The following is a 23,538-nucleotide window of genomic DNA, read 5'->3' on the forward strand; positions in this document are numbered from 1 at the left end:
GACCATATGAGCAAAGGCATCGTTCTGCTTGCCGCCGGGGGAACCGGCGGCCACGTGTTTCCGGCGGAGGCCCTGGCCTACAAGCTGAAGGAACGCGGCTATTCCGTGCATCTGGTGACGGACAGCCGGGCGGAGCGTTATGCCGGCAAATTCCCGGCCGACGAGATCCATGTCGTGCCGTCAGCCACGATCGCCTCGAAGAACCCGGTTGCCGTCGCGCGTTCACTGTGGACGCTGTGGAGCGGCATGCGGGCGGCGAAGAGGCTGATCGGGCGGTTGAAGCCTGTCGTGGTCGTCGGCTTCGGCGGCTATCCGACGGTGCCGCCGCTGCTCGCCGCGACGCGTCTTGGCGTGCCGACGATGATCCACGAGCAGAACGCCGTGATGGGCCGCGCCAACAAGGCGCTCGCCAATCGCGTCAAGGCGATCGCCGGCGGTTTCCTGCCCGAGAATGGCGGCGCCTTCCCCGAGAAGACGGTGACGACGGGCAATCCAGTGCGTCCCGCCGTCATCGAGGCGGCGAAGACGCCCTACACGCCGTCGCATGCCGGCGAGCCGTTCAATCTCGTCGTCTTCGGCGGCAGTCAGGGCGCGCAGTATTTTTCCAAGGCGATGCCGACGGCAATCAGCCTGCTCGACGACGATCTGCGCGCGCGGCTCCGGATCACCCAGCAGGTCCGTCCCGAGGACATGGACATGGTCGGCGATTGCGTCGCCAAGCTTCAGATGGGCGCCGCGTCCGACATCGCGCCCTTCTTCACCGATATGGCCGAACGGCTGGCCAAGGCGCATCTCGTCATCTGCCGCTCCGGTGCCTCGACGGTTTCCGAGATCTCGGTGATCGGCCGTCCGGCGATCCTGGTGCCTTATCCGCATGCGCTCGACCACGACCAGGCGGCCAATGCAGCGTCGCTGGCCGCTACCGGCGGCGCCAAGGTGATCGTGCAGGCCGAGCTCTCGTCCGAGAAGATCGCCTCGATCCTGACGCATACGATGAACGACCCGGAAAAGCTGGCGCGTATGGCCGCCGCCGCCAAGCAGGCGGGTAAACCTGACGCCGCGAACTTGCTTGCCGACATGGTAGAGGCTATTGCGGCGGGACGTACAATTGCAGAGTTCAAGGGGAAAAGCGCATGAAAATGCCGAAGGCCATCGGCCTCGTCCATTTCATCGGCATCGGCGGTATCGGCATGAGCGGGATCGCCGAGGTGCTGCACAATCTCGGCCATCGCGTCCAGGGATCCGACCAGGCCGATAGCGCCAACGTCCAGCGCCTGCGCGACAAGGGCATCGAGGTTTTCGTCGGCCACAAGGCCGAGAACCTTGGCGATGCCGAGGTCGTCGTCGTTTCGACCGCGATCAAGAAGGATAATCCCGAGCTCATCGCCGCGCGCGAAAAGCTGCTGCCCGTCGTGCGTCGCGCCGAAATGCTGGCCGAGCTGATGCGCTTCCGCAATGCGATCGCCATCGGCGGCACGCACGGCAAGACGACGACCACGTCGATGGTCGCGACGCTGCTCGAAGCCGGCGGGCTTGATCCGACCGTCATCAACGGCGGTATCATCAACGCCTACGGCACCAATGCCCGCATGGGTGAGGGCGAGTGGATGGTGGTCGAGGCCGACGAATCGGACGGCACCTTCCTCAAGCTTCCGGCCGACGTCGCCGTCGTCACAAACATCGACCCCGAGCATCTCGACCATTACGGCAATTTCGACGCCGTGCGCGCCGCGTTCCGCCAGTTCGTCGAGAACGTGCCGTTCTACGGCTTCGGCGTCATGTGCCTCGATCATCCCGAAGTGCAGGCGCTGGTCGGCCGCATCGAGGACCGCAAGGTCGTGACCTATGGCGAGAACCCGCAGGCCGACGTGCGCTTCATGAACGTGCGCATCGACGGCGCGCGCTCGACGTTCGACGTCGAGATCCGTCGCCGCCGCACCGGCCAGGTCATCAAGCTCGACAATCTCGTCCTGCCGATGCCCGGCCGCCACAATGTTTCGAATGCCACCGCCGCAATCGCGGTTGCCAATCGCCTGGGCATGTCGAGCGAGGATATCGCCAAGGGGCTTGCCTCCTTCGGCGGCGTCAAGCGTCGCTTCACGCTGACCGGCGAATGGAACGGCGTGCAGATCTTCGACGATTACGGTCACCATCCGGTCGAGATCAAGGCGGTGCTGAAGGCGGCGCGCGAGGCGTGCAAGGGCCGCGTCATCGCCGTGCACCAGCCGCACCGCTATTCGCGCCTTTCGAGCCTGTTTGCGGAATTCGCTGCCTGCTTCAACGACGCGGACAGCATTTTCCTGGCGCCGGTCTATGCCGCCGGCGAAGAGCCGATCGAAGGCGCCAATGCCGAAGCGCTTGTTTCGCTGATCAAATCGGGCGGGCATCGCGATGCGCGCTTCCTCGCCTCTCCCGAGTTGTTGCCTGAAATGGTCGCAGAGATTGCAAAGCCAGGCGATTTCGTGGTTCTGTTGGGGGCTGGGAGTATCACTTATTGGGCGGCAGCACTGCCCAAGCAACTGGAAGGCCTTTCGGGTAGATCCGCATGAAACAGGTGAATGGGCAAAAGCTTCTTGCGTCGCTGGGCGACGGTGTAAAGGACATCCGCGGGAGGATTACGCCGGATGCGCCGATGGACCGCGTCACCTGGTTCCATGCCGGTGGCCTCGCGGAACTGATGTTCCAGCCGCACGACGAAGAAGATCTGATCGCATTCCTCAAGATCCTGCCCGAGGACGTGCCGATGACCGTTGTCGGCGTCGGTTCGAACATTCTGGTTCGCGATGGCGGCATTCCCGGCGTGGTCCTGCGTCTTTCGGCCAAGGGCTTCGGCTCGGTTGAACTCGCGGGCGAAAACCGCGTGCGCGCCGGTGCCATCTGCCCGGACAAGCATGTCGCGGCCATGGCGATGGATAACGGCATCGGCGGTTTCCACTTCTACTATGGCATTCCCGGCAGCATCGGCGGCGCGGCGCGCATGAACGCAGGCGCCAATGGCGGCGAGACGCGTGATCGCGTCGTCGAGGTCACCGCGATCGACCGCAAGGGCAACAAGCACGTCCTGTCGAACGCCGACATGGGCTATGAATATCGCCATTCGTCGGCCGCCAGCGACCTGATCTTCACCTCGGTGCTGTTCGAGGGCTATGCCGAGGACCGCGCCAAGATCCGCGCCGACATGGATGCCGTGCGCAGCCATCGCGAGACGGTGCAGCCGATCCGCGAGAAGACCGGCGGCTCGACCTTCAAGAACCCCGAAGGCCACTCCGCGTGGAAGCTGATCGACGAAGCGGGATGCCGCGGGCTCGTCATCGGCGGCGCGCAGATGTCGTCGCTGCATTGCAACTTCATGATCAACAACGGCCAGGCGACCGGCTACGACCTCGAATATCTCGGCGAGCAGGTTCGCCGCGAGGTGTTCGAACATTCCGGCATCAAGCTGGAATGGGAAATCAAGCGCCTGGGCCTGTTCATGCCGGGCCGCGAAGTGCGTCCATTCCAGGGCGTGACGAGCGAGTAGGCTCCATGCCTGTCGGTGCCGCAAGCTGCGGCACCGCGATCTGCCTTAGCCGAAACGTTTGGTGAAGGCGGTGGTGAAGGTCACCCCGCCGACATCGTCGCTGGCGTCGCCGATCGCCACATCCATCACATTCCCCTTGATACGCACGAGGCTGAAGCCGCCCATGAAGGCGGCGCGCGCCTTGAAGACATCGATGCCGCCGGCCTGGTAGGCCATGCGCGTATCGTGCTCGTGGCCGTGGAAAATGCCGATTACGTTGTATCCTTCAAGGGTTGCAAGCAATTGCTGACGTTCTGATTCACCCCACCAGTGCGGCGCGCCGCTGCCCTCAACGGTGAAGGTGCTCTTTTCCGGATCCCAGCGTTCGAGCGAGAACTTGTCCCATCCATAGTGCTGGAAGATCACGACCGGGCGACCGTCGGCGGCGTAGGCTGCGAGATCGCGCTTCATCCAGTCGAGGCTGTTGGCGGTGCCCTTGGTATTGTCGCCGCCATAGCGCTGCGCCTGGATGAGGTGCAGTCCGCCCCAGTTCCAGGAGTAATTGTCGGAGGCCTCGTCGTAGTTGTCGACGGGCACGACCGGCTTGAAGAAGACGCTCGGCTTGTGGTTCAGCTGCACGTAATCACGCAATTCGTCGCGGTACCAGTCCACCTGCGGGGGATGGCCGTCCTGGTCGAGATCGTGGTTGCCGAGACCGACATAGACGGGGAAGTGGATGTGGTCGGCGCCCGGTCCCTGCTGATAGCGATGCGAGAACTGCAGGAGTTGCGACCCCTCCGCGAATTCCGCCATCTGGCCGCCGCCGTCATCGGTGACGTCGCCGCAGACGATAACGCCTTGCGGCTTGGCGATCCGCTGGCCAGCGAGAGCAAAGCCCGTGGGCTTGCCTGATATCGTTTCCGGCCATGTCTGGTGGTGGATGTTGTTCAGCGCCCTGATGTGGCGCAGCAGGTTGGCGTCGGTCTTGCCCTCGGCCTCGCAATTCGGGCTGAGACCGTCGCCGATACGGCAGGCGTGGATGTCGTTGATGACGAGGAAGGTGACGTCGGTATCGGGGACGTCGGCAGCGCGGGCGAGGGGCGGGAGAGATAGCGACAGGCTGGCGCCCAGGCCATGCGTCAGCAGCGATCGTCGTGTCAGCATTCGTCTCTCCCCGGCCATTGATCGCATCGAAAATAGTGGCAGGGCGTTAACAGACAACAACGAAAAAGGCCGCGGCGGTTTCCCGTCGCGGCCCCGAATTTGCGATCGGCGCTTCGATCAGACTTCGTCGCGACCGGAGGCCAGGATGCAGATCAGCGTGATGACGGCCGAGAGGCCGAGATAGTAGCCGACGTAGAGCATGCCGTAGTTCGCCTGCAGCCAGGTGGCGATGTAGGGCGCGAGCGATGCGCCGAAGATGCCTGCGAGGTTGAAGGTGATCGACGAGCCGGTGTAGCGCACGGCGGTCGGGAAGGGGGCTGCGAGTGCCGTGCCGATCAGGCCGTAGGTCATGCCCATCAGCGCCATGGCGACGATCGCGAAGACCAGAATGCTGCCTTCGCCGCCAGCCATCAGGCCGGGGAGCAGGAAGGAGAACAGGCCGATCAGGACGGTCGTCAGGATCAGCATTTCGCGGCGGCCGAAGCGCTCGGCGAGCTTGCCGATGATGGGGATGAAGATGCCGAAGGAGATCGAGCCGACGATCTGGATCTCGAGCGCGTCGAGGAACGGGATCTTCAGGACCTTGACGTTGTAGGAGAGCAGGTAGGCCGAGCCGATGTAGAACAGCACGAAGGTGGCGAGCGCCACGAAGGTGCCGAGGAACAGGCTGCGCTTGTGCTTGCGGAAGACTTCGGCAACGGGAACGGCGACGCGCTCCTGCTTGTCGATGGCCTTCTGGAAGTCAGGCGTTTCGGTGATCGAGAGACGGACCCACAGGCCGATGACGATCAGGACGATCGAGGCGATGAAGGGTACGCGCCAGCCCCAGGCCAGCAGCTGTTCCTGCGGCATGAACTGCAGCAGCACCCAGAAGATACCCGAGGACAGGAAGAGGCCGAGCGGTGCGCCGAGCTGCGGGAACATGCCGTACCAGCTGCGCTTGCCCTCAGGTGCGTTTTCTGTTGCCAGCAGCACCGCGCCACCCCATTCGCCACCGAGGCCGAAGCCCTGGCCGAAACGGCAAAGCGCGAGAAGCAGAGGCGCGAGAACGCCGATGGACTCATAAGAGGGGAGCAGGCCGATGATGACGGTGGAGATACCCATCGTCAGCAGGGCCGCGACCAGCGTCGTCTTGCGGCCGATCCTGTCGCCGAAGTGGCCGAAGACCACGGCGCCGAGCGGGCGGGCGAAGAAGGCGATGGAGAAGGTCGCGAAGGAGGCGAGCAGCGCGGTGGTCGGATCGTTGTTCGGGAAGAACAGCGTCGGGAAGACCAGCACGGCGGCCGTCGCGTATACGTAGAAGTCGAAGAATTCGATGGTGGTGCCGACGACGCTTGCGATCAGAACGCGTGCCGGCGAGTTGAGCGGTGCACTGTTCGATGAAGCTGATGTCGGCGATACTGGAGATATCGCGTCTGACATTTTCATTCCAATCGGGATTTCGGTTGTATGCCTTTGGGAGGCTAGGGGCTCATAACGCAATTTTAGTTCGGCGCAAACGTTAATCGCGCAATAAACCGACAAAAACTAGGGTGCTTCCTTTTGGGGCCGGAACGCCGGGCGCCCGATCGTGCTCCAATCCGTGTTTCCAGCGGGTGCAGGCGCGATTTGAGGCCAGATTTGCGCCGGCGCAATTCCTGCTGCGCCCGGCGTTCGCGGCCTGCTTGGCACGATCGCTTAAACTTTTTGTTTCGCTTTGACATATCGGCGGTAGCGCTTGGCGCTGCGGGGTTTTCACGTTTCGCCGGCTGCGCCCGAGTGTCACAATTCATGCCACTGCAGCCAGGAAGTTAACAAAAGTAAACGCTTCGTTAACCATAATGACGCTCTAATACACGTGCGCCAGGCGAGCCAGATTCGGAAGAAAGCCAGCTTGGTGCAAGCCTTGGAATGCAAAGTACGGATTATTTTGGGGGTATCTATGAGTCGCAAGCATGTCGCTGTCCTTATGGGCGGATTTTCCTCGGAGAGGCCTGTCAGCCTTTCGTCCGGGGCGGCGTGCGCGGATGCTCTCGATGCTGAAGGCTTCCAGGTTACCCGTATCGATGTAGATCGCGACGTCTCCGCCAAACTCTCCGCTCTCCGTCCCGATGTGGTGTTTAACGCGCTGCATGGGCCGTTCGGCGAAGACGGGCTGATCCAGGGTATCCTTGAATATCTCGAAATTCCCTACACTCACTCCGGCGTTCTGGCCTCCGCACTTGCTATGGATAAGAGCAAGGCAAAGGGTGTCGCTGCTGCCGCCGGCATTCCTGTCGCGCAGTCGCAGGTGATCAACCGCTTCGCTTTCCCCGCCGAACATCCGATGAAGCCGCCTTATGTGGTGAAGCCGGTGCGCGAGGGTTCGAGCTTCGGTGTTGTCATCGTCCAGGAGGATCAGTCGCGTCCGCCGCAGATCATCGGTTCGGCCGAATGGCGGTATGGCGAGGAAGTTCTGGTCGAGCGTTACGTGCATGGTCGCGAGCTCACCTGCGGCGTCATGGGCGATCAGGTGCTGGGTGTGACCGAGATCGTTCCGCAGGGTCACAGCTTCTACGATTACGATTCCAAGTATGTGGCCGGTGGCTCGAAACACGTCATTCCGGCGAAAATTTCACCGAATATTTACCAAAAAATACAATCATTGTCCCTAAGGGCGCATCAAGCAATTGGTTGCCGTGGAGTGAGTCGGTCGGATTTTCGGTACGACGATCGCTTCTCCGAAGACGGCGAAATCATCTGGCTGGAGATCAATACTCAGCCAGGCATGACTCCAACCTCGCTTGTGCCCGAAATGGCCGGTCATGCCGGCTACTCGTTTGGTGAATTTCTTCGTTGGATGGTGGAGGACGCTTCTTGTTCTCGGTAACGGTCAAAAGGATGGGGCGCCCAAGCCATCAAGCCGAGCCTTCCTATGCTGAAGGCGATGGGCGCATCGTGCTGCCGCGGCCTCTGCGTCGCGTCGTCCGCTTCCTTGTCAGCCTCGGTAGCGGCCGCATCTACATTCCTGCCCATACGGGTACGGTGTCGGCGCTGGCGTTCTTCGCCGCGACTGGTCTTTATGGCATGTCTCTGGGTGGTCACACTGAGGTTGTCGCCCAGGCGACGACGGCTGCCGCCGGCTTTGCCGTCGAGGACGTGAAGGTATCCGGCAACTCCGAGACCTCCGAAATCGATATCCTCCAGCTGATCGGTCTCGACGGTACGACCTCGCTCGTGGCGCTCGATGTGGATGCGGCGCGTCAGAAGATCGCGAAGCTCCCCTGGGTCGAGAGCGTCGAGGTCCGCAAGGTCTATCCGAAGACGATCGAGGTTAAGCTCAAGGAGCGCGAAGCCTACGCGATCTGGCAGCATGGCGCCGAGCTCTCGCTGGTCGAGAAGGGTGGGGCGGTCATCGCGCCGCTTCGCGACAACAAGTTTTCGCAGCTTCCGCTGGTCGTTGGTCGCGGCGCCGAAGTGGCTGCCGCTTCGCTCGCCGACGAGTTCTCCAAGTGGCCCGATATCAAGGCGCGCGTGAAGGCCTATGTCTGGGTTTCCGGCCGTCGCTGGGATCTGCACATGGATAACGGCGTCGTCGTCAAGCTGCCGGAAGACGATGTCGACCAGGCGCTGGCGCGCCTTTCGAAGTTCAACGGCGAGCAGGCGCTTCTCGATCGTGATATCGCGGCCGTCGATCTTCGCCTCTCCGACCGTATGGCCATCCAACTGACGCCTGAAGCCATGGAGCGCCGTCAGCTTGTTCTCGATCAGCGCACCAAGGATTTGAAGAAGGCGGGGCAGAATATATGAGCTTGTTCGGTTCGTCCCATTTTGGATTGCCGCGCCTGAAGCCGCTTTCGTCCAAGCGGTCGCACGTCGTTTCCGTGCTCGACATCGGTTCGACGAAAGTCGTCTGCATGATCGGCCGGCTGACGCCGCGCGAGGAGAGCCAGATCCTCCCCGGTCGCACGCATAACATCGAAATCATCGGCATTGGCCACCAGCGTTCGCGCGGTATCAAGACCGGCGCGATCTCGGATCTCGATGCGCTCGAAAGCGTCATCCGCCTCGCGGTCGATGCCGCCGAGCGCATGGCTGGCCTCACCGTCGAGAGCCTGATCGTCAACCTGACGGCCGGACGCCTCACCAGCGACATCTACACCGCCACCATCGATCTCGGCGGCCAGGAAGTCGAGCTGAACGATCTGAAGAAGGTTCTGGCGGCAGCCTGCCAGCAGTCGCTGCGCCAGGATCGCGCCGTGCTGCACTCGCTGGCCACCGGTTTCTCGCTCGACGGCGAACGTGGCATTCGCGATCCGTTGTCGATGTACGGTGACGTTCTCGGCGTTGACATGCATGTCGTGACCGCTGAGCGCACGGCTCTGAAGAACCTCGAGCTCAGCGTCAACCGCGCGCACCTGTCGGTCGAAGGTATCGTTGCTACGCCTTACGCGTCCGGCCTTGCCGCTCTTGTCGACGACGAAGTCGAACTCGGATGTGCCGCGATCGACATGGGTGGCGGCACGACGACGATCTCGGTCTTTGCCGAAGGCAAGCTGGTGCACACGGATGCCGTCGGTCTCGGCGGTCATCACGTCACAACCGATCTGGCCCGTGGCCTTTCGACCCGCATCGAGGACGCCGAGCGTCTGAAGGTGGTTCATGCCTCGGCCATGGGGAACTCTTCCGATGAGCGCGAGCTGATCTCGATCCCGCCGATCGGCGAGGACGATCGCGATCTGCCGACGCAGGTGCCGCGCGCACTGGTGTCGCGGATCGTCAGCGCCCGCATCGAGGAGACGATGGAACTCATTCGCGACCGCATCCAGCGCTCGGGCTTCAGCCCGATCGTCGGCAAGCGCGTCGTGCTGACAGGCGGCGCAAGCCAGCTGACCGGCCTTGCCGACGTTGCCCGCAAGATCCTTGCCCGCAACGTCCGTATCGGCCGCCCGATGGGCGTCTCGGGTCTCCCGACCGCTGCCAAGGGTCCGGCCTTTTCGACGGCGGTCGGCCTGATGATCTATCCGCAGGTTGCGGACCAGGAAACACATGCGTCACAGAGCGGTCTGCTCATGTCGCTTGGCGGAAATAGCAGCCGCTTCGCCCGGATGGGCCAGTGGCTGAAGGAAAGCTTCTAGAAATTGAGTGAATTGGCCGGCGTGGCGATGCGGCCATAAAGAGAAGGAACGGTTACCATGACTATCAAGCTGCATACGCCAGATATCACTGAGCTGAAGCCGCGCATCACCGTGTTCGGCGTCGGCGGTGGCGGTGGCAACGCTGTCAACAACATGATCTCCGCTGGTCTCCAGGGCGTCGACTTCGTCGTTGCCAACACGGATGCCCAGGCACTGACGATGACCAAGGCAGAGCGCATCATCCAGCTCGGCGCCAGCGTCACCGAAGGTCTCGGCGCGGGTTCGCAGCCGGAAGTCGGCCGTGCAGCTGCTGAAGAATGCATCGACGAAATCGTCGATCACCTGAACGGCACCCACATGTGCTTCGTCACCGCCGGCATGGGCGGCGGCACCGGCACCGGTGCGGCTCCCGTCGTTGCACAGGCCGCCCGCAACAAGGGCATCCTGACGGTTGGCGTCGTGACCAAGCCGTTCCACTTCGAAGGCGGCCGCCGCATGCGTCTGGCCGAAGCGGGCATCCAGGAACTGCAGAAGTCGGTCGACACGCTGATCGTCATTCCGAACCAGAACCTGTTCCGTATCGCAAACGACAAGACGACCTTCGCCGACGCATTCGCGATGGCCGACCAGGTTCTCTACTCGGGCGTTGCCTGCATCACCGACCTGATGGTGAAGGAAGGTCTCATCAACCTCGACTTCGCCGACGTCCGTTCGGTCATGCGCGAAATGGGCCGCGCGATGATGGGTACCGGCGAGGCTTCCGGCCAGGGCCGCGCGATGCAGGCTGCGGAAGCGGCGATCGCAAACCCGCTGCTCGACGAAACCTCGATGAAGGGCGCACAGGGCCTGCTGATCTCCATCACCGGTGGTCGCGACCTCACCCTCTTCGAAGTCGACGAAGCTGCTACCCGTATCCGCGAAGAAGTCGATCCGGATGCGAACATCATCCTCGGCGCGACCTTCGACGAATCGCTTGAAGGCATCATCCGCGTTTCCGTCGTTGCCACCGGCATCGACCGCGCGATGAACCAGGACGCCGGCAAGACCTTCCAGCCGGTCCAGAAGCCGATTATCCGTCCTTCGGCGGCCGTCGCTCCGGCTCCGGCCGCAGTCCAGCCTGCCCCTGTCATGCAGCAGGCACCGAAGGCCGACCAGATCGCGCAGACCATCCGCATGGCCGAAGCCGAAATGGAACGCGAACTCGACATCCACGCTCCGCGCGCGGCTGCCCCGGTTCATCAGCAGCCTGCTCCGCAGGAAACCTTCCGCCCGGCGAGCAAGATCTTCGCAGCTCCGGAAGCCGCACCGGTCATCCGTCCGGCTCCGGTCCAGCAGCAGGCACCCGTGATGCAGCAGCCGGCTCCGCAGCCTGTGATGCACCAGCCGGCGCCGGTCATGCAGCAGCCTGCTCCTGTCATGCAGCAGCAGCCGGTCCGCATGCCGAAGGTCGAGGATTTCCCGCCGGTCGTTCAGGCCGAGATCGATCATCGTTCGCAGCCGGCACCGGTGTCGCATGCGCATGAAGAGCGCGGTCCGATGGGCCTCCTGAAGCGCATCACCAACTCGCTTGGTCGCCGCGAAGAGGAAGTCGCTCCCGAGATGACGTCGGCTCCGGCAGCGTCCTCGCAGCAGCGCCGCCCGCTGTCTCCGGAAGCAAGCCTCTATGCTCCGCGTCGCGGAAACCTGGATGATCAGGGCCGCGCCGTACCGCAGGCCCGCATGATGCAGGAAGACGATCAGCTCGAAATTCCGGCCTTCCTTCGCCGCCAGTCGAACTGATAAAGACACGCAGAATCGCCACGCAACAGCCCGGGAGTTCGCTCCCGGGCATTGTTGTATCAGGCACTCCGATTTGCGCCTGATTGCCTTGTGATTTCAAATGCATGCTTTCGTAACAATGCGAAAGAAACAGTGATTTGGATTGCGGAGCGGGCACACGTATGTATGGGCTGACAAACCGTCTACGTGCGCCTTGACGCAGCACTGCGATGGAGAGAATAAGCCTTGGCGGATGAGTTTCGGCATACGGGTCGTAGCGGATCGCCAGGGATAATAAAGGCAAGATTAATGGTTATTGGCATGTTGGGTTTTCAAACGACGGTATCGCGTCCGGTCACTCTTTCGGGGATCGGCGTTCATTCGGGTGCCGACGTTTCGATTACCTTCAACCCCGCTGAAGCCGACACTGGTGTCGTATTCAATCGCATGCATGACAACGGCGAAGTCACCGAGCTTCGCGCTGTTTCCTCGCAGGTCGGCAATACCGACCTTTGCACCGTTCTCGGCTTTTCTCCGGCGCGCTCCGTCGCGACGGTCGAACATGTGATGGCCGCCGTCTACGCGCTTGGCCTCGACAACGTCGTCATCGAAGTCGACGGCGCCGAAATGCCGATCATGGACGGTAGCTCGATGCCGTTCATCGACGCCATCGAACAGGTGGGTCTGGTATCGCTCGGCGTCAAGCGCCGCTACATCCGCATCACCAAGCCGGTTCGCATCGAGCATGGCGGCTCCTGGAGCGAGTTTCGTCCCTATGACGGCATGCGCTTCGAAGTCGAGATCGATTTCGACACGCCGCTGATCGGCCGCCAGAAGTGGGAAGGCGACATGACCGCCGCCACCTTCAAGTCGGAACTGTCGCGCGCCCGCACCTTCGGCTTCATGCGTGACGTCGAACGTCTCTGGGCCTCGGGCCACGCGCTCGGCTCGTCGCTGGAAAATTCGGTCGTCATCTCCGATGATCACACGGTCATCAACGTCGAAGGCCTGCGCTACGCCAAGGACGAATTCGTGCGTCACAAGACGCTTGATGCCGTCGGCGACCTGTCGCTTGCCGGCGCTCCCTTCATCGGCTGCTACCGTTCTTATCGCGGCGGTCACAAGATGAACGCCAATGCGCTTAAGGCGCTGCTCAGCGATCCGACCGCCTATGAAGTGGTCGAGACCTCGGCACCGCGCCAGCGTGTTGCCCCGCGCGATTTCATCCGCGTCAACGCTCCTGAATTTGCTCCCTGGTCGGCTTGACCTCCGTCGCATTCTTTAGGCCAGGGCCGCCTCCTTTGGGAGGCGGTTTCTTTATGTGCAACAGCCAAGTGTGATTCCCGATAGACCTTTCGCGGCAGATATTTAGCTGGGCATAATCGAGAATTATCCGGACAAAACAGGCGATTATCGGCGGGGTCGCCACAAAAATGCGTTAATGCATCATCAATGCGTTGCTCTGGCCATGCATTTGTGGCTAGAAACGCCAGCGAGGCGTGGCTGCCGTTGAGGGATGGCGGCTCTTGGGATGTTCCGATGGGTTATGCAGGGTCTGAAAGTATGATGAAGACAGCGCGTGCTTTGTTCGCATCGCTCCTGGTGCTGAGCGCAGGTGCCTTGATTTCCGGATGCCAGTCGGACCCCGATATCGATATTACCAAGCTCGGCCTGCAGAGCGATCCGCCTGATGTTCTCTACAATCAGGGTCTGGCCAACATGAAGGCCGGCAACATGGCGGAAGCCGCGCGCAAGTTCGATTCGATCGACCGCGAAAATCCGTTCTCGGAATGGGCCCGCAAGGGTCTCGTGATGAGCACCTTCGTGAAGTACCGCCAGGGCCGCCTCGACGAAGCGTTGGCCTCTGGTAACCGCTACATGGCGCAGTATCCGAAGTCCAAGGATGCCGCCTATGTGCAGTACCTGATCGGTCTCACCTATTCCAAGCAGATCGTCGACGTGACGCAGGACCAGCGTGCTGCGTCCAGAACCGTCGAGGCCATGCAGGCCGTGATCGATAACTATCCCGATTCCGAATATGTCGACGACGCGCAGGCGAAGATCCGCTTTGCCCGCGACCAGCTCGCCGGCAAGGAAATGCAGATCGGCCGCTACTACATGGAGCGCAAGGAATACCTTGCCGCCATCTCGCGCTTCCGCATCGTCGTCGAGAAGTACCCGAACACGAACCAGGTCGAAGAGGCGCTCGCGCGTCTGGTCGAGGCCTATTACGCGATGGGTATCGTCGAGGAAGCCCAGACGGCAGCCGCCGTTCTCGGCCACAACTACCCCGACAGCCAGTGGTACGCGGATTCCTACAAGCTGCTGAAGAGCAACGGCGCAGAGCCGCGTGAAAATCAGGGCTCGTGGATTTCGCAAGCCGGCAAGAAACTCCTCGGTACTTAAAGCCGATGCTGATCCAGCTTTCGATCCGCGATATCGTCCTGATCGAGCGGCTGGATCTTGCCTTCGAGGCGGGTCTCTCCGTTCTGACGGGGGAGACCGGCGCCGGCAAATCCATCCTGCTCGACAGCCTGTCGCTCGCCCTTGGCGGGCGCGGCGATGGTGGTCTCGTCCGCCATGGTGAGGACAAGGGGCAGGTGACGGCCGTTTTTGACGTCGGCACCGACCACCGGGCGCGCGTGCTGTTGCGCGACAACGGCATCGACGATGACGGCGACCTGATCTTCCGCCGCGTGCAGAGCGCCGATGGCCGCACCAAGGCCTATGTCAACGACCAGCCGCTCAGCGTGCAGCTGATGCGCCAGGCCGGCCAGATGCTGGTCGAGATCCACGGACAGCATGACGACCGCGCTCTGGTCGACACCCACGCCCACCGCATGCTTCTCGACGCCTTCGCCGGCATCGCCGACGAGGTGGCCGGCGTCTCGCAGCTCTATCGCGTCTGGCGTGATACGGAGCGCACGCTGAAGAAGCACCGCGAGAAGGTCGAGGCGGCGGCGCGCGAGGCGGATTACATCCGCTCTTCCGTCGAGGAGCTCGACAAGCTGGCCCCACAGGACGGCGAAGAGGATGAGCTCGCCGAACGCCGCCAGAAGATGATGAAGGCCGAGCGCATCGCCGGCGATATCGCCGAGGCCTCCGAATTCCTCAACGGCAATGCCTCGCCCGTGCCGCATATCGCCTCGCTGGTGCGCCGGCTGGAGCGCAAGAGCCATGAGGCGCCGGGCCTGCTCGAAGACACCGTGGCGCTGCTTGATGCGGCACTCGACCAGCTCTCCAACGCGCAGATGGAAGTCGAAGCGGCACTGCGCAAGACGGAATACGATCCGAAGGAACTGGAGCGCGTCGAGGAGCGGCTTTTCGCGCTGCGCGGCGCCTCGCGCAAATATTCGGTGCCGGTCACCGAACTGCCGGCGCTTGCGATCCGCATGAGCAACGATCTGGCCGATCTCGACGCCGGCGAGGAAAAGCTTGCCAAGCTCGAAGCCGAGGTCGGCGTCGCGAAGGTCGCCTATGAGGCGGCCGCGCAGGTGGTCTCGGCCAAGCGTCACCAGGCAGGCGAAGCCCTTGCCGCAGCCGTCATGGCGGAACTGCCGGCGCTGAAGCTCGAGCGCGCCCGCTTCATGGTGGAGATCGCCTCCAACCCGGAAGAAGCGGCGGCCGAAGGCATCGACGTCGTCGAATTCCACGTCCAGACCAACCCGGGCACACGCCCCGGTTCGATCATGAAGGTGGCGTCGGGCGGCGAGCTCTCGCGTTTCCTGCTGGCGCTCAAGGTGGCGCTTGCCGATCGCGGTTCGGCGCCGACGTTGGTCTTCGACGAAATCGACACGGGCGTCGGCGGTGCTGTCGCCGATGCGATCGGTCAGCGGCTGAAGCGGCTGTCGGCCAAGGTTCAGGTTCTCTCCGTCACCCACGCGCCGCAGGTGGCGGCACGGGCCGCGACGCATCTGTTGATCTCCAAGGGGCCGGCTTCCGAGGGCTCCGAAAAGATCGCCACCCGGGTGGCGACGATGGAGCCGCACGACCGCACCGAGGAAATCGCCCGCATGCTGGCCGGCGCTTCGGTGACCGAGGAGGCGAGGGCGGCCGCCAAGCGGTTGTTGACGGCGGGCGAGTAGGTCGCCGGCCGCGACAAATTTCGCGCGACACGTATTCGGCTGTTGGCGGTAACCGCCTGACGCTTTTGCCGTGACAAAAATTGCTCTAGAAAACGACTCCTCAAAGGGAGTTTGCCATGTCCGCCGCCAACCAAACGCCTGTCGAAACCCTGAGCGAAGAACAGGCCGCCGCAGAGCTTGCCTTTCTGGCAGCCGAGATCGCCAGCAATGACGAGCTCTATCATGGCAAGGACCAGCCGGCGATTTCGGATGCCGAGTACGATGCGCTGAAGCGGCGCAACGATGCGATCGAACAGCGCTTTCCCGAACTCGTTCGCGACGACAGCCCGTCGCGCCGGGTCGGCGCAGCCCCATTGCCCACCTTCGCGCCGATCACCCATTCGCGGCCGATGCTGTCGCTCGACAACACGTTTTCCGACGAGGACGTGCAGGATTTCATCGGCTCGGTCTACCGCTTCCTCGGGCAGCTGCCCGACGGCTCCATCGCGTTTACCGCCGAGCCGAAGATCGACGGCCTTTCGATGTCGATCCGCTACGAGAACCGCAAGCTTGTGAGCGCCGCGACCCGCGGCGACGGCACGACGGGCGAGAACGTTACCGCCAATGTGAAGACCATCAAGCAGATCCCGAACAAGCTGCCTGCGGATGCACCCGATATCGTCGAGGTGCGCGGCGAGGTCTATATGGCGAAGAGCGACTTCCTTGCGCTCAACGCGCAGATGGAGGCCGATGGCAAGCAAACCTACGTCAACCCGCGCAACACGGCGGCGGGATCGCTGCGCCAGCTCGACGCCAAGGTGACGGAGAGCCGCAAGCTGCGCTTCTTCGCCTATGCCTGGGGTGAGATCTCCGAGATGCCATCGGATACGCAGATGGGCATGGTCGAGACCTTCGGCAAATGGGGTTTTCCCATCAATCCGCTAATGAAGCGGCTGTCTTCGGTCGAGGATATTCTCGGTCATTACCGCGAGATCGGTCTTCAGCGGCCGGATCTCGATTACGATATCGACGGCGTCGTCTACAAGGTCGATCGTCTCGACCTGCAGCAGCGCCTTGGCTTCCGCTCGCGCAGCCCGCGCTGGGCGACCGCACACAAGTTCCCGGCCGAGCAGGCGTTCACGACGGTGGAAAACATCGATATCCAGGTCGGCCGCACTGGTGCGCTGACGCCGGTGGCGCGGCTGACGCCTGTCACCGTCGGCGGCGTCGTCGTCACCAATGCGACGCTGCACAACGAGGATTACATCAAGGGCATCGGCAATTCCGGCGAGCGCATCCGCGAGGATGATCACGATATCCGCATCGGCGACACCGTCATCGTGCAGCGGGCGGGCGACGTCATTCCGCAGGTGCTCGACGTGGTGATGGAGAAGCGACCGGCGGGGGCTGAGGCCTATGTGTTTCCGAAAACGTGTCCGGTTTGCGGGTCGCATGCGGTGCGGGAGCGCAACGAGAAGACCGGCAAGCTCGATTCCGTCACCCGCTGCACCGGCGGCTTCGTCTGCCGGGCGCAGGCGACCGAGCACCTGAAGCATTTCGTCTCGCGCAACGCCTTCGATATCGAGGGTTTTGGGACCAAGCAGGTTGATTTCTTCTTCGAGAGCGAGGACGAGGCGCTGAAGATCCGCACGGCGCCGGATATCTTCACGCTGAAGAAGCGGCAGGAGGCCTCGACGCTGACCAAGCTCGAGAATATCGACGGCTTCGGCAAGGTCAGCGTCAAGAAGCTGTTCGACGCCATCGACGAGCGCCGCTCGATCGCGCTCAACCGCTTCATCTACGCGCTCGGCATCCGCCATGTCGGCGAGACCACCGCCAAGCTGCTCGCCCGCCACTACGGCACCTACGAGGCTTTCGAGACGGCGATGAAAGAAGCGGCGTCACTGGCCGGTGACGCCTGGCAGGACCTGAACAATGTCGAGGGCATCGGCGAGATCGTCGCCCGTGCCATCGTCGAGTTCTACAAGGAGCCGCGCAATCTCGATGTCGTCGGTCGCCTGCTGGACGAGGTGACGCCCGAGGCCGCCGAGCAGATCGCCGCTTCCGACAGCCCCGTCGCCGGCAAGACCGTCGTCTTCACCGGCAGCCTGGAGAAATTCACCCGCGACGAGGCCAAGGCGCGCGCCGAAAGCCTCGGCGCCAAGGTCGCTGGCTCGGTCTCGAAGAAGACCGACATCCTGGTCGCCGGCCCCGGCGCCGGATCGAAGCTCGACAAGGCAAGGGAACTCGGCGTCCAGACGATGGACGAGGACGGGTGGCTGGCGTTGATCGGTGGGTGAGGTATCAGGTGTTTGGTAGACGGTGATCGGTTGATTGCCGACCACCGTACTCTCATCGCAACCGCCCCATGGCATAGGCGTCGACGTACTCGCCGGCGCGATACCCGAAGGATTTCAGCAGCCCCTCCTGCTCGAAGCCGAACTTTCGGTAGAGCGCGATGGCCGGCTCGTTGTCGGTGTAGACGGTGAGCTCAAGGCGCTTGATGTCGAGCCAGTCATCCGCCGCCTCGACCATTGCCGCCAGCAGCCTTCTGCCGAAACCGCGGCCGACGAAATCATCATGCACGCCCATGCCGATGCTTGCGACGTGCTGCCGGCGTCCCGAAAAGCGGTTGAGACCTCCGGTGGCGACGATCCTATCGTCGAGCGTCACGACGAGGTTCAGCGCGCCGGGCGAGGGGTTCTCCGCGTGCTTGCGGACCTCGTTCACCGATGGGTAGGGCAGACGCAGCGTGCCGGCACGATAACCGGGCAGGTTCGTCAACTCGGCGAGTGCTTCGGCGTCCGATGAAAGCAGGGCGCGCACGCGGATGTCTCCGGCCGGTGCGGCTTTATTAGGCTGCGGATTTTCAGGGTCTCTGGGCATTCTGGCTCTCCTTTGTCGATACGAGGAGAGCCGGTTCCAAAAACCCTGCTCGCCTCGGCAGGGTTCTCGGGATGATCGCTATGCGTTCAATACAGCACAGCACCCGCGCACCCTTGGTGGGGCGTGGTGATATGAAGGGTCATCATGGTTGCGTTGGCGATCATGGCGCAAGGTTGCGATATGTCGTTACCTTTGTCAACTCATCCGGGTATTTGCCTCGTAGGCCGGCTGCCGGTATGTCTGGGAGATACTAGAGAATCGGACATCCCCTTGAAAACCATCGCCATCGATTTCGAAACAGCCAACGAGCAGCGCGGCAGTGCCTGTTCGGTCGGGCTTGCCTGGATCGAGGACGGGGTGGTGACCAGGGTGGAGGAGCGGTTGATACGGCCGCGGGAGATGCGGTTTTCGGGTATGAACATCGCCATCCACGGCATCCGGCCTGAACATGTCGAGGATGCGCCGGAGTTTCCTGAAGTGATGGACGAGTTCGTCGATGATTTCAGGGGCGCGACGATGATCGCGCATAACGCTTCCTTCGATTTCAGCGTCTGGCGCGCCTGCTTGGATGGCTACCGGCAGGCCTATCCGGAGCTTACCTATCTCTGCAGCCTGAAGATGTCGCAGCGGATCTGGCCGCATTTCCTGTCGCATCGGCTGAATATCCTGGCCGAGCATCTCGGGCTGCGTTTCGTGCACCACAATGCCGCCGAGGATGCGGCCGTCTGCGCGCAGGCGGCGATTGCCATGGCGCGGCATGTGGGGGCTGCGGCGGTGCATGCGATCCCCGAATTCATTGGCATGAAGCCGGGGCGATTGACGTCGCGCGGCTATGAGCCCTGTACCTGCCGGAAGGGATAGCGGCGTGGGTTCCTGTTGGCGGTGAAGCCGGCGCGGTGTGCCTCGCTTCCTGGGCTCAATTCATGGGTATGGGGTTTCTTGCCATGCGGCGGGCTCCGCCTATCTTAGCTTGCGCAACATTGAAGCGCCGCTGAGGGAAATACCGCCATGTCCAGACTTCGCAATCTCGTCCTCTCCGCAGCCATTCTGGCTGGTGTGTCCGCAGGCGCCGCGTACGCCGATGTCGTCGGCAAGGTGGGGGTCGACTGGATCGGCAACGATATCCTTGTCGATGCGGTGGCCGACCCCGAGGTGAAGGGCGTCACCTGCCATGTCAGCTATTTCGACCGCAGCGTGATCGATCGCGTCAAGAACGGCAACTGGTTCGAGGATCCTTCGAACAGCGCCATTTCCTGCCATCAGACCGGGCCGATCGAAATCGGTGATATCGACCTGTCGAAGGGCGGGGACGAGGTGTTCAAGTCGGGCATTTCGCTGGTGTGGAAGAAGCTCGTCGTCACCCGCATCTACGACAAGCAGAACGATACGCTGATCTATCTGGCGCATTCGCGCGAGCTCACCAACGGATCGGCGAAGATGGCGATCTCCACCGTGTCGCTCTACGGGCAGACGGTGACCTGGAAGAACGGCAAGCCGCAATAGGGCGCGCAACTTTCGGTGAAGCCCGCTCTTGTCGTCTTGAGCGATATGGCAATCGTCATACGGCGCGGATAAGGTCCGCGCCGGAGATTTAATGCGAGAGGACTGATGATGGCTGGTAACTACAGGATAGCAAACGAGTTTCTGAGCGTCGACGTATCGTCGCTGGGCGCCGAGATGCAGGCGCTGGATACCAGCGATGGCCGTTCGCTCCTGTGGAACGGCGATGCGGCCTTCTGGAGCGGGCGGTCGCCGATCCTGTTTCCGATCGTCGGCAAGGCGCCTGACGATGCGGTCGAGATCGAGGGCAAGAGCTATCCGATGAACCAGCACGGCTTTGCCCGCCGCGCCGAGTTCGCGCTTGCCGCGTCCAGCGATACGATGTGCCGCTACGAACTTGCGGCGTCGGAGGCGACCAAGGCGGTCTATCCGTTCGATTTCGTTCTGGCGGTGGAGCACAGCCTTGAGGGGCGTACGCTGACGGTGGCTGCCGAGGTCACCAACCGCGACCAGCGGCCGATGCCGTTCGGGCTCGGCTTCCACTCCGCCTTCGTCTGGCCGCTGCCGGGCGCCCAAGGGAGCGATCATGTGATCACGCTCGACAATGGCGCCGAGCCCGCGCTTATCCGCCTGTCCGGCGGGCTGTTGTCGTTCGCCAAGCATCCTTCGCCGTTCAGGCAAGGGCGGCTGGTGCTTGATCACAGGATGTTCGATGAGGACGCGATGGTCTTTCCTGAGGGGGCCGGCGAGGGGCTGCGCTATAGTGCCGAGGGCGGGCCGACGCTGCATTTCAGCTTCGAGAACCTGCCCAATCTGGCGCTCTGGCAGAAGCCCGGCGCTCCGTTCATCTGCATCGAGCCCTGGCATGGCATGGCGGCCGAGAATGGCGGCTCCAAGGCGCTTGCCGAGCGGCCCTACAGCCAGACGCTTGAAGCGGGCAAGACCGCGCGCTTTGCCTTCTCCGTCGAGATCTCGGGCTAGGCTTCGGTCAACCGCTGCCGATTGAAACGAAAACAGCCCGCGACGGATTTCGTCGCGGGCTGTTTTGCATTGAAGCGTTCGATCCGGCTTACGCGGCTTCGCGGGCCAGTTCGTCGGCGATGACGGTGTCGAGGTTGAGGAAGCAGACCATGGTCTTCTCCAGGGCCACGATGCCGCGGCAGAAGGCGCGCTGTTCTTCCGGAATGATTTCCGGTGCGGGCTGCAGGTCTTCGCTCTTGATGGTCATCATGTCGGAAACCTGCTCGACCAGCAGGCCGACCAGCTTGCCGGCGATGTCGGTGACGATGATGGCCGAGCGCTCGGAAGGCTCGGTCATCTTCATGCCGAGGCGGCAGGCCATGTCGATGACGGGGATGACGGCGCCGCGCAGGTTGATCAGGCCGAGAACGTAGGGCGGCGTGTGCGGCATCGGGGTCACCGGCGCCCAGCCGCGGATTTCGCGGATCGCCATGATGTCGATGCAGAATTCCTGCTCGCCGAGATGGAAGGACACGATCTCCAAATGAGAACCGGTCTGGTTGATGACAGTGCTATTCATGATCAAAATTCTTCCCAGTTGTCTCCGGCCGGAGCGGCCATGGCTCGTGCGGCGTTGCCGCCGCTGAATGCGCCCGCGACCTTGCCGATGAGGGCTCGTGCGGGAGATGATTTCGGATGCGAGGCTGCTGATGCTTCCCGCGGCGTGTGATGGGCATTCATGCCCTCGCCGATATTGAACGTGCCGATCAGCTGGATCAGGTGGTCGGCGTCGGTGGCAAGCGTATGGCTTGCCGCGTTCGTCTCTTCCACCATGGCCGCGTTTTTCTGCGTGACCTGGTCCATCTGGCTGATGGCTGTATTGATCTCGTTCAGTCCTACCGATTGTTCGCGTGCAGAGGTTACGATTGATTTAACATGTTCGTCGATCCGCGAAACATCTTCGCCGATTTCGCGCAAAGCCTGTCCCGCAGCCGTCACCAGCTCGCCGCCGGTCTTCACTTCGGCGCCGGATTTGCCGATCAGCGTCTTGATGTCCTTGGCGGCGTTGGCGGCGCGCACGGCGAGTTCACGCACTTCCTGGGCAACGACCGCGAATCCCTTGCCGGCTTCGCCCGCACGCGCCGCCTCGACGCCTGCGTTCAGCGCGAGCAGGTTGGTCTGGAAAGCGATCTCGTCGATGACGTTGATGATCTGGCCGATCTCGCGCGAGGCGGTCTCGATGCGCTCCATCGCCGCCATGGCGTTGTTGACGACGATATCGGACTTGGCGGTGTTCTCACGGGTATGGGCGACCATCTGGCCGACGCTCTCGGCGCGGTTGGTGGCGTTGCGCACGGTGGTGGTGATCTGGTCGAGTGCGGCCGATGTCTGCTCCAGCGAGGCTGCCTGCTGCTCGGTGCGCTTGGCGAGGTCGTCGGCGGCCGAGCGCATCTGCCGGCCGTTGGCCTGGATCGATGTGCCGTTGCGGGTGATCTCGGTCATCGTCTGGCGCAGCGTCGCGGTGGTCTGGTTGAAGTCGGCGCGCAGGCCCTCCAGCTCCGGCTTGAAGGCGTTCACGATCGTCGCGGTCACATCGCCGGCGGCAAGGCGCTTCAGGCCCTGGCCGAGCGCTGTGACGGCGGTGTTGAGCGCTTCGGTGTCGGCGAGCTTGGCGGCGTCGCGGCTGCGGCGCTCGGCGTCCGATTGCTGGCGTTCGCTTTCGCTGCGCTGTTCGAGCGCGCGCTTGTCGATCGCCGCCTGCCGGAAGCCTTCGGCGGCGCGGGCCATGTCGCCGATCTCGTCGCCACGTTGGGTGGCGGGCACGGGGCTGTCGAGATCGCCATTGGTGATCCGTTGCATGCTGGCGCGAACGCTTTCGATGCCGCGGCGGATCGAGCCGCCGTGGATGTACTGGAGGCCGGCCATGCACAGCATGGCGATGATGCCGAGGCCGATCTGGATGTAGACGGCATCCTCGGAGATCGCGTTTGCCTGTTCGATCCGCTTCTTGGCGATGGCGCCGCCGTCGATTGCGAGCTTGTCGAGCGTCGCGGTCAGCTTGTCGCCGCCGCTGTCGATGGCGTCGTCCAGCTGGTCGAAGGCGGCTGCCGGAGCACCTGTCTCGACGGCATTCTTGAGGTCGCCGAGGATGCTCTGCTTGAGGGCGGCGACATCGCCGTCATAATTCGAGACGAGGGCGGCTGCGTTCATTTCGTCGGCGAGCAGGCGCATCTGGCTGGAACCGCTTGAGAGCTGCGCGATCGAATCGTTCATCAGCTTCAGGCGTTCCGCCGTGACCACCTTGCTGTCGCGATCGACGATGGTGTCCATCGCCGCCAGAATGAGCGTGAGGTTGGCGGTGCGCATCTCGTTGATGTAGTCGACGCTTGCCTGGATTTCGTTGGCCCGATCGAGCGCCTTGCGCACCGTGATGTTTTCATACCATCCGATGCCCATCATCGCGCCGAAGCCGATCAATGCCGCGCCGGCGAGCGTTCCGAGCCTCTGGCTGACGGAAAGGCTCTTACGCACTGTCATGTCTGTCATGTGAAGACTTGTCCCCTCCCGCGATGAGCGCGGTCATGTTCTCATTCGCCAGCAAGCGGATATG

The 23,538-nt window shown here is 62.8% G+C and carries 19 protein-coding genes; 14 read left to right on the forward strand and 5 right to left on the reverse strand.

The annotated features are described in order from the left end of the window. The first annotated feature begins 6 nt into the window (after positions 1-6). From murG to murB, 3 genes are read left to right on the forward strand one after another with little or no spacing between them, the layout of a single operon-like run. Entirely contained in the window at positions 7-1,137 is a 1,131-nt protein-coding gene (murG, locus tag ACCD05_RS23620) for an undecaprenyldiphospho-muramoylpentapeptide beta-N-acetylglucosaminyltransferase (protein WP_413395739.1), read from the forward strand. After that, complete coding sequence (gene murC, locus ACCD05_RS23625) at positions 1,134-2,549, forward strand: UDP-N-acetylmuramate--L-alanine ligase (protein WP_413395741.1); 1,416 nt, start codon at positions 1,134-1,136, stop codon at positions 2,547-2,549. The genes murG and murC overlap by 4 nt, the downstream gene beginning before the upstream one ends. After that, positions 2,546-3,520 (forward strand): UDP-N-acetylmuramate dehydrogenase, encoded by a 975-nt coding sequence (gene murB / locus ACCD05_RS23630; RefSeq protein WP_113010349.1) that lies wholly within the window; start codon positions 2,546-2,548, stop codon positions 3,518-3,520. The genes murC and murB overlap by 4 nt, the downstream gene beginning before the upstream one ends. 45 nt (positions 3,521-3,565) lie before the next feature. On the opposite strand, the gene ACCD05_RS23635 is transcribed toward murB, so the two are convergent. Further along, positions 3,566-4,663, reverse strand: coding sequence for a metallophosphoesterase (locus ACCD05_RS23635; RefSeq protein WP_413395743.1), 1,098 nt, complete (start codon positions 4,661-4,663; stop codon positions 3,566-3,568). Between the two features lie 117 nt (positions 4,664-4,780). Further along, positions 4,781-6,085 carry an MFS transporter gene (locus tag ACCD05_RS23640; protein ID WP_413395745.1) on the reverse strand — a complete coding sequence of 435 codons (1,305 nt, stop codon included), beginning with the start codon at positions 6,083-6,085 and terminating at the stop codon, positions 4,781-4,783. 499 nt (positions 6,086-6,584) lie between these two features. Here ACCD05_RS23640 and ACCD05_RS23645 point away from each other — a divergent pair, with 499 nt between their 5' ends. From ACCD05_RS23645 to ligA, 8 genes are all read left to right on the forward strand, one after another. Further along, a complete protein-coding gene (locus ACCD05_RS23645) occupies positions 6,585-7,511 on the forward strand; it encodes a D-alanine--D-alanine ligase (RefSeq protein ID WP_413395746.1) in 927 nt (308 codons plus the stop codon). Continuing rightward, positions 7,499-8,431, forward strand: a complete 933-nt coding sequence (locus ACCD05_RS23650) for a cell division protein FtsQ/DivIB (RefSeq protein WP_047505794.1) — start codon at positions 7,499-7,501, stop codon at positions 8,429-8,431. Before ACCD05_RS23645 ends, ACCD05_RS23650 begins: the two co-directional genes overlap by 13 nt. Next, complete coding sequence (ftsA, locus tag ACCD05_RS23655) at positions 8,428-9,759, forward strand: cell division protein FtsA (RefSeq protein WP_018897575.1); 1,332 nt, start codon at positions 8,428-8,430, stop codon at positions 9,757-9,759. Before ACCD05_RS23650 ends, ftsA begins: the two co-directional genes overlap by 4 nt. A 57-nt stretch (positions 9,760-9,816) precedes the next feature. Then, positions 9,817-11,538 (forward strand): cell division protein FtsZ, encoded by a 1,722-nt coding sequence (gene ftsZ / locus ACCD05_RS23660; protein WP_111562103.1) that lies wholly within the window; start codon positions 9,817-9,819, stop codon positions 11,536-11,538. A gap of 288 nt (positions 11,539-11,826) precedes the next feature. Next, complete coding sequence (gene lpxC, locus ACCD05_RS23665; RefSeq protein WP_111562102.1) at positions 11,827-12,783, forward strand: UDP-3-O-acyl-N-acetylglucosamine deacetylase; 957 nt, start codon at positions 11,827-11,829, stop codon at positions 12,781-12,783. Positions 12,784-13,056: 273 nt separating this feature from the next. After that, positions 13,057-13,923 carry an outer membrane protein assembly factor BamD gene (locus ACCD05_RS23670; RefSeq protein WP_026282828.1) on the forward strand — a complete coding sequence of 289 codons (867 nt, stop codon included), beginning with the start codon at positions 13,057-13,059 and terminating at the stop codon, positions 13,921-13,923. A 5-nt stretch (positions 13,924-13,928) separates the two neighbouring features. Further along, the gene (gene recN, locus ACCD05_RS23675) at positions 13,929-15,602 is read left to right on the forward strand and encodes a DNA repair protein RecN (protein WP_413395751.1); all 1,674 of its coding nucleotides are present in this window, start codon (positions 13,929-13,931) and stop codon (positions 15,600-15,602) included. Positions 15,603-15,718: 116 nt separating this feature from the next. Then, positions 15,719-17,881: an NAD-dependent DNA ligase LigA gene (gene ligA / locus ACCD05_RS23680; protein WP_413395753.1), complete on the forward strand. Its 2,163-nt coding sequence runs from the start codon at positions 15,719-15,721 to the stop codon at positions 17,879-17,881. Between the two features lie 52 nt (positions 17,882-17,933). On the opposite strand, the gene ACCD05_RS23685 is transcribed toward ligA, so the two are convergent. Beyond that, positions 17,934-18,467, reverse strand: a complete 534-nt coding sequence (locus tag ACCD05_RS23685; RefSeq protein ID WP_413395755.1) for a GNAT family N-acetyltransferase — start codon at positions 18,465-18,467, stop codon at positions 17,934-17,936. 270 nt (positions 18,468-18,737) lie between these two features. On the opposite strand from ACCD05_RS23685, the gene ACCD05_RS23690 reads away from it, so the two are divergent. From ACCD05_RS23690 to ACCD05_RS23700, 3 genes are all read left to right on the forward strand, one after another. Continuing rightward, positions 18,738-19,328, forward strand: a complete 591-nt coding sequence (locus tag ACCD05_RS23690) for a 3'-5' exonuclease (protein ID WP_112982016.1) — start codon at positions 18,738-18,740, stop codon at positions 19,326-19,328. Positions 19,329-19,475: 147 nt separating this feature from the next. Next, positions 19,476-19,970 (forward strand): CreA family protein, encoded by a 495-nt coding sequence (locus tag ACCD05_RS23695; protein ID WP_047505780.1) that lies wholly within the window; start codon positions 19,476-19,478, stop codon positions 19,968-19,970. Between the two features lie 108 nt (positions 19,971-20,078). After that, positions 20,079-20,948, forward strand: coding sequence for an aldose 1-epimerase family protein (locus ACCD05_RS23700; RefSeq protein ID WP_413395773.1), 870 nt, complete (start codon positions 20,079-20,081; stop codon positions 20,946-20,948). Between the two features lie 88 nt (positions 20,949-21,036). Here ACCD05_RS23700 and ACCD05_RS23705 read toward each other — a convergent pair whose 3' ends face one another. Both ACCD05_RS23705 and ACCD05_RS23710 read right to left on the reverse strand, forming a co-directional pair. Then, positions 21,037-21,507: a chemotaxis protein CheW gene (locus ACCD05_RS23705; protein WP_037110830.1), complete on the reverse strand. Its 471-nt coding sequence runs from the start codon at positions 21,505-21,507 to the stop codon at positions 21,037-21,039. Between the two features lie 2 nt (positions 21,508-21,509). Further along, positions 21,510-23,474, reverse strand: coding sequence for a methyl-accepting chemotaxis protein (locus tag ACCD05_RS23710; RefSeq protein ID WP_413395757.1), 1,965 nt, complete (start codon positions 23,472-23,474; stop codon positions 21,510-21,512). Positions 23,475-23,538 lie beyond the last annotated feature (64 nt).

Source organism: Rhizobium sp. Rhizsp42 (assembly GCF_047304155.1).
GTDB lineage: Bacteria > Pseudomonadota > Alphaproteobacteria > Rhizobiales > Rhizobiaceae > Rhizobium.

Excerpts from the sequence above, each read along its gene's own strand:
- murG (WP_413395739.1), top strand. The coding sequence starts at position 7 with ATGAGCAAAGGCATCGTTCTGCTTGCCGCCGGGGGAACCGGCGGCCAC.
- murC (WP_413395741.1), top strand. The coding sequence starts at position 1,134 with ATGAAAATGCCGAAGGCCATCGGCCTCGTCCATTTCATCGGCATCGGC.
- murB (WP_113010349.1), top strand. The coding sequence starts at position 2,546 with ATGAAACAGGTGAATGGGCAAAAGCTTCTTGCGTCGCTGGGCGACGGT.
- ACCD05_RS23635 (WP_413395743.1), bottom strand. The coding sequence starts at position 4,663 with ATGCTGACACGACGATCGCTGCTGACGCATGGCCTGGGCGCCAGCCTG.
- ACCD05_RS23640 (WP_413395745.1), bottom strand. The coding sequence starts at position 6,085 with ATGTCAGACGCGATATCTCCAGTATCGCCGACATCAGCTTCATCGAAC.
- ACCD05_RS23645 (WP_413395746.1), top strand. The coding sequence starts at position 6,585 with ATGAGTCGCAAGCATGTCGCTGTCCTTATGGGCGGATTTTCCTCGGAG.
- ftsA (WP_018897575.1), top strand. The coding sequence starts at position 8,428 with ATGAGCTTGTTCGGTTCGTCCCATTTTGGATTGCCGCGCCTGAAGCCG.
- ftsZ (WP_111562103.1), top strand. The coding sequence starts at position 9,817 with ATGACTATCAAGCTGCATACGCCAGATATCACTGAGCTGAAGCCGCGC.
- lpxC (WP_111562102.1), top strand. The coding sequence starts at position 11,827 with ATGGTTATTGGCATGTTGGGTTTTCAAACGACGGTATCGCGTCCGGTC.
- ACCD05_RS23670 (WP_026282828.1), top strand. The coding sequence starts at position 13,057 with ATGGGTTATGCAGGGTCTGAAAGTATGATGAAGACAGCGCGTGCTTTG.
- recN (WP_413395751.1), top strand. The coding sequence starts at position 13,929 with ATGCTGATCCAGCTTTCGATCCGCGATATCGTCCTGATCGAGCGGCTG.
- ligA (WP_413395753.1), top strand. The coding sequence starts at position 15,719 with ATGTCCGCCGCCAACCAAACGCCTGTCGAAACCCTGAGCGAAGAACAG.
- ACCD05_RS23685 (WP_413395755.1), bottom strand. The coding sequence starts at position 18,467 with ATGCCCAGAGACCCTGAAAATCCGCAGCCTAATAAAGCCGCACCGGCC.
- ACCD05_RS23695 (WP_047505780.1), top strand. The coding sequence starts at position 19,476 with ATGTCCAGACTTCGCAATCTCGTCCTCTCCGCAGCCATTCTGGCTGGT.
- ACCD05_RS23700 (WP_413395773.1), top strand. The coding sequence starts at position 20,079 with ATGGCTGGTAACTACAGGATAGCAAACGAGTTTCTGAGCGTCGACGTA.
- ACCD05_RS23705 (WP_037110830.1), bottom strand. The coding sequence starts at position 21,507 with ATGAATAGCACTGTCATCAACCAGACCGGTTCTCATTTGGAGATCGTG.
- ACCD05_RS23710 (WP_413395757.1), bottom strand. The coding sequence starts at position 23,474 with ATGACAGACATGACAGTGCGTAAGAGCCTTTCCGTCAGCCAGAGGCTC.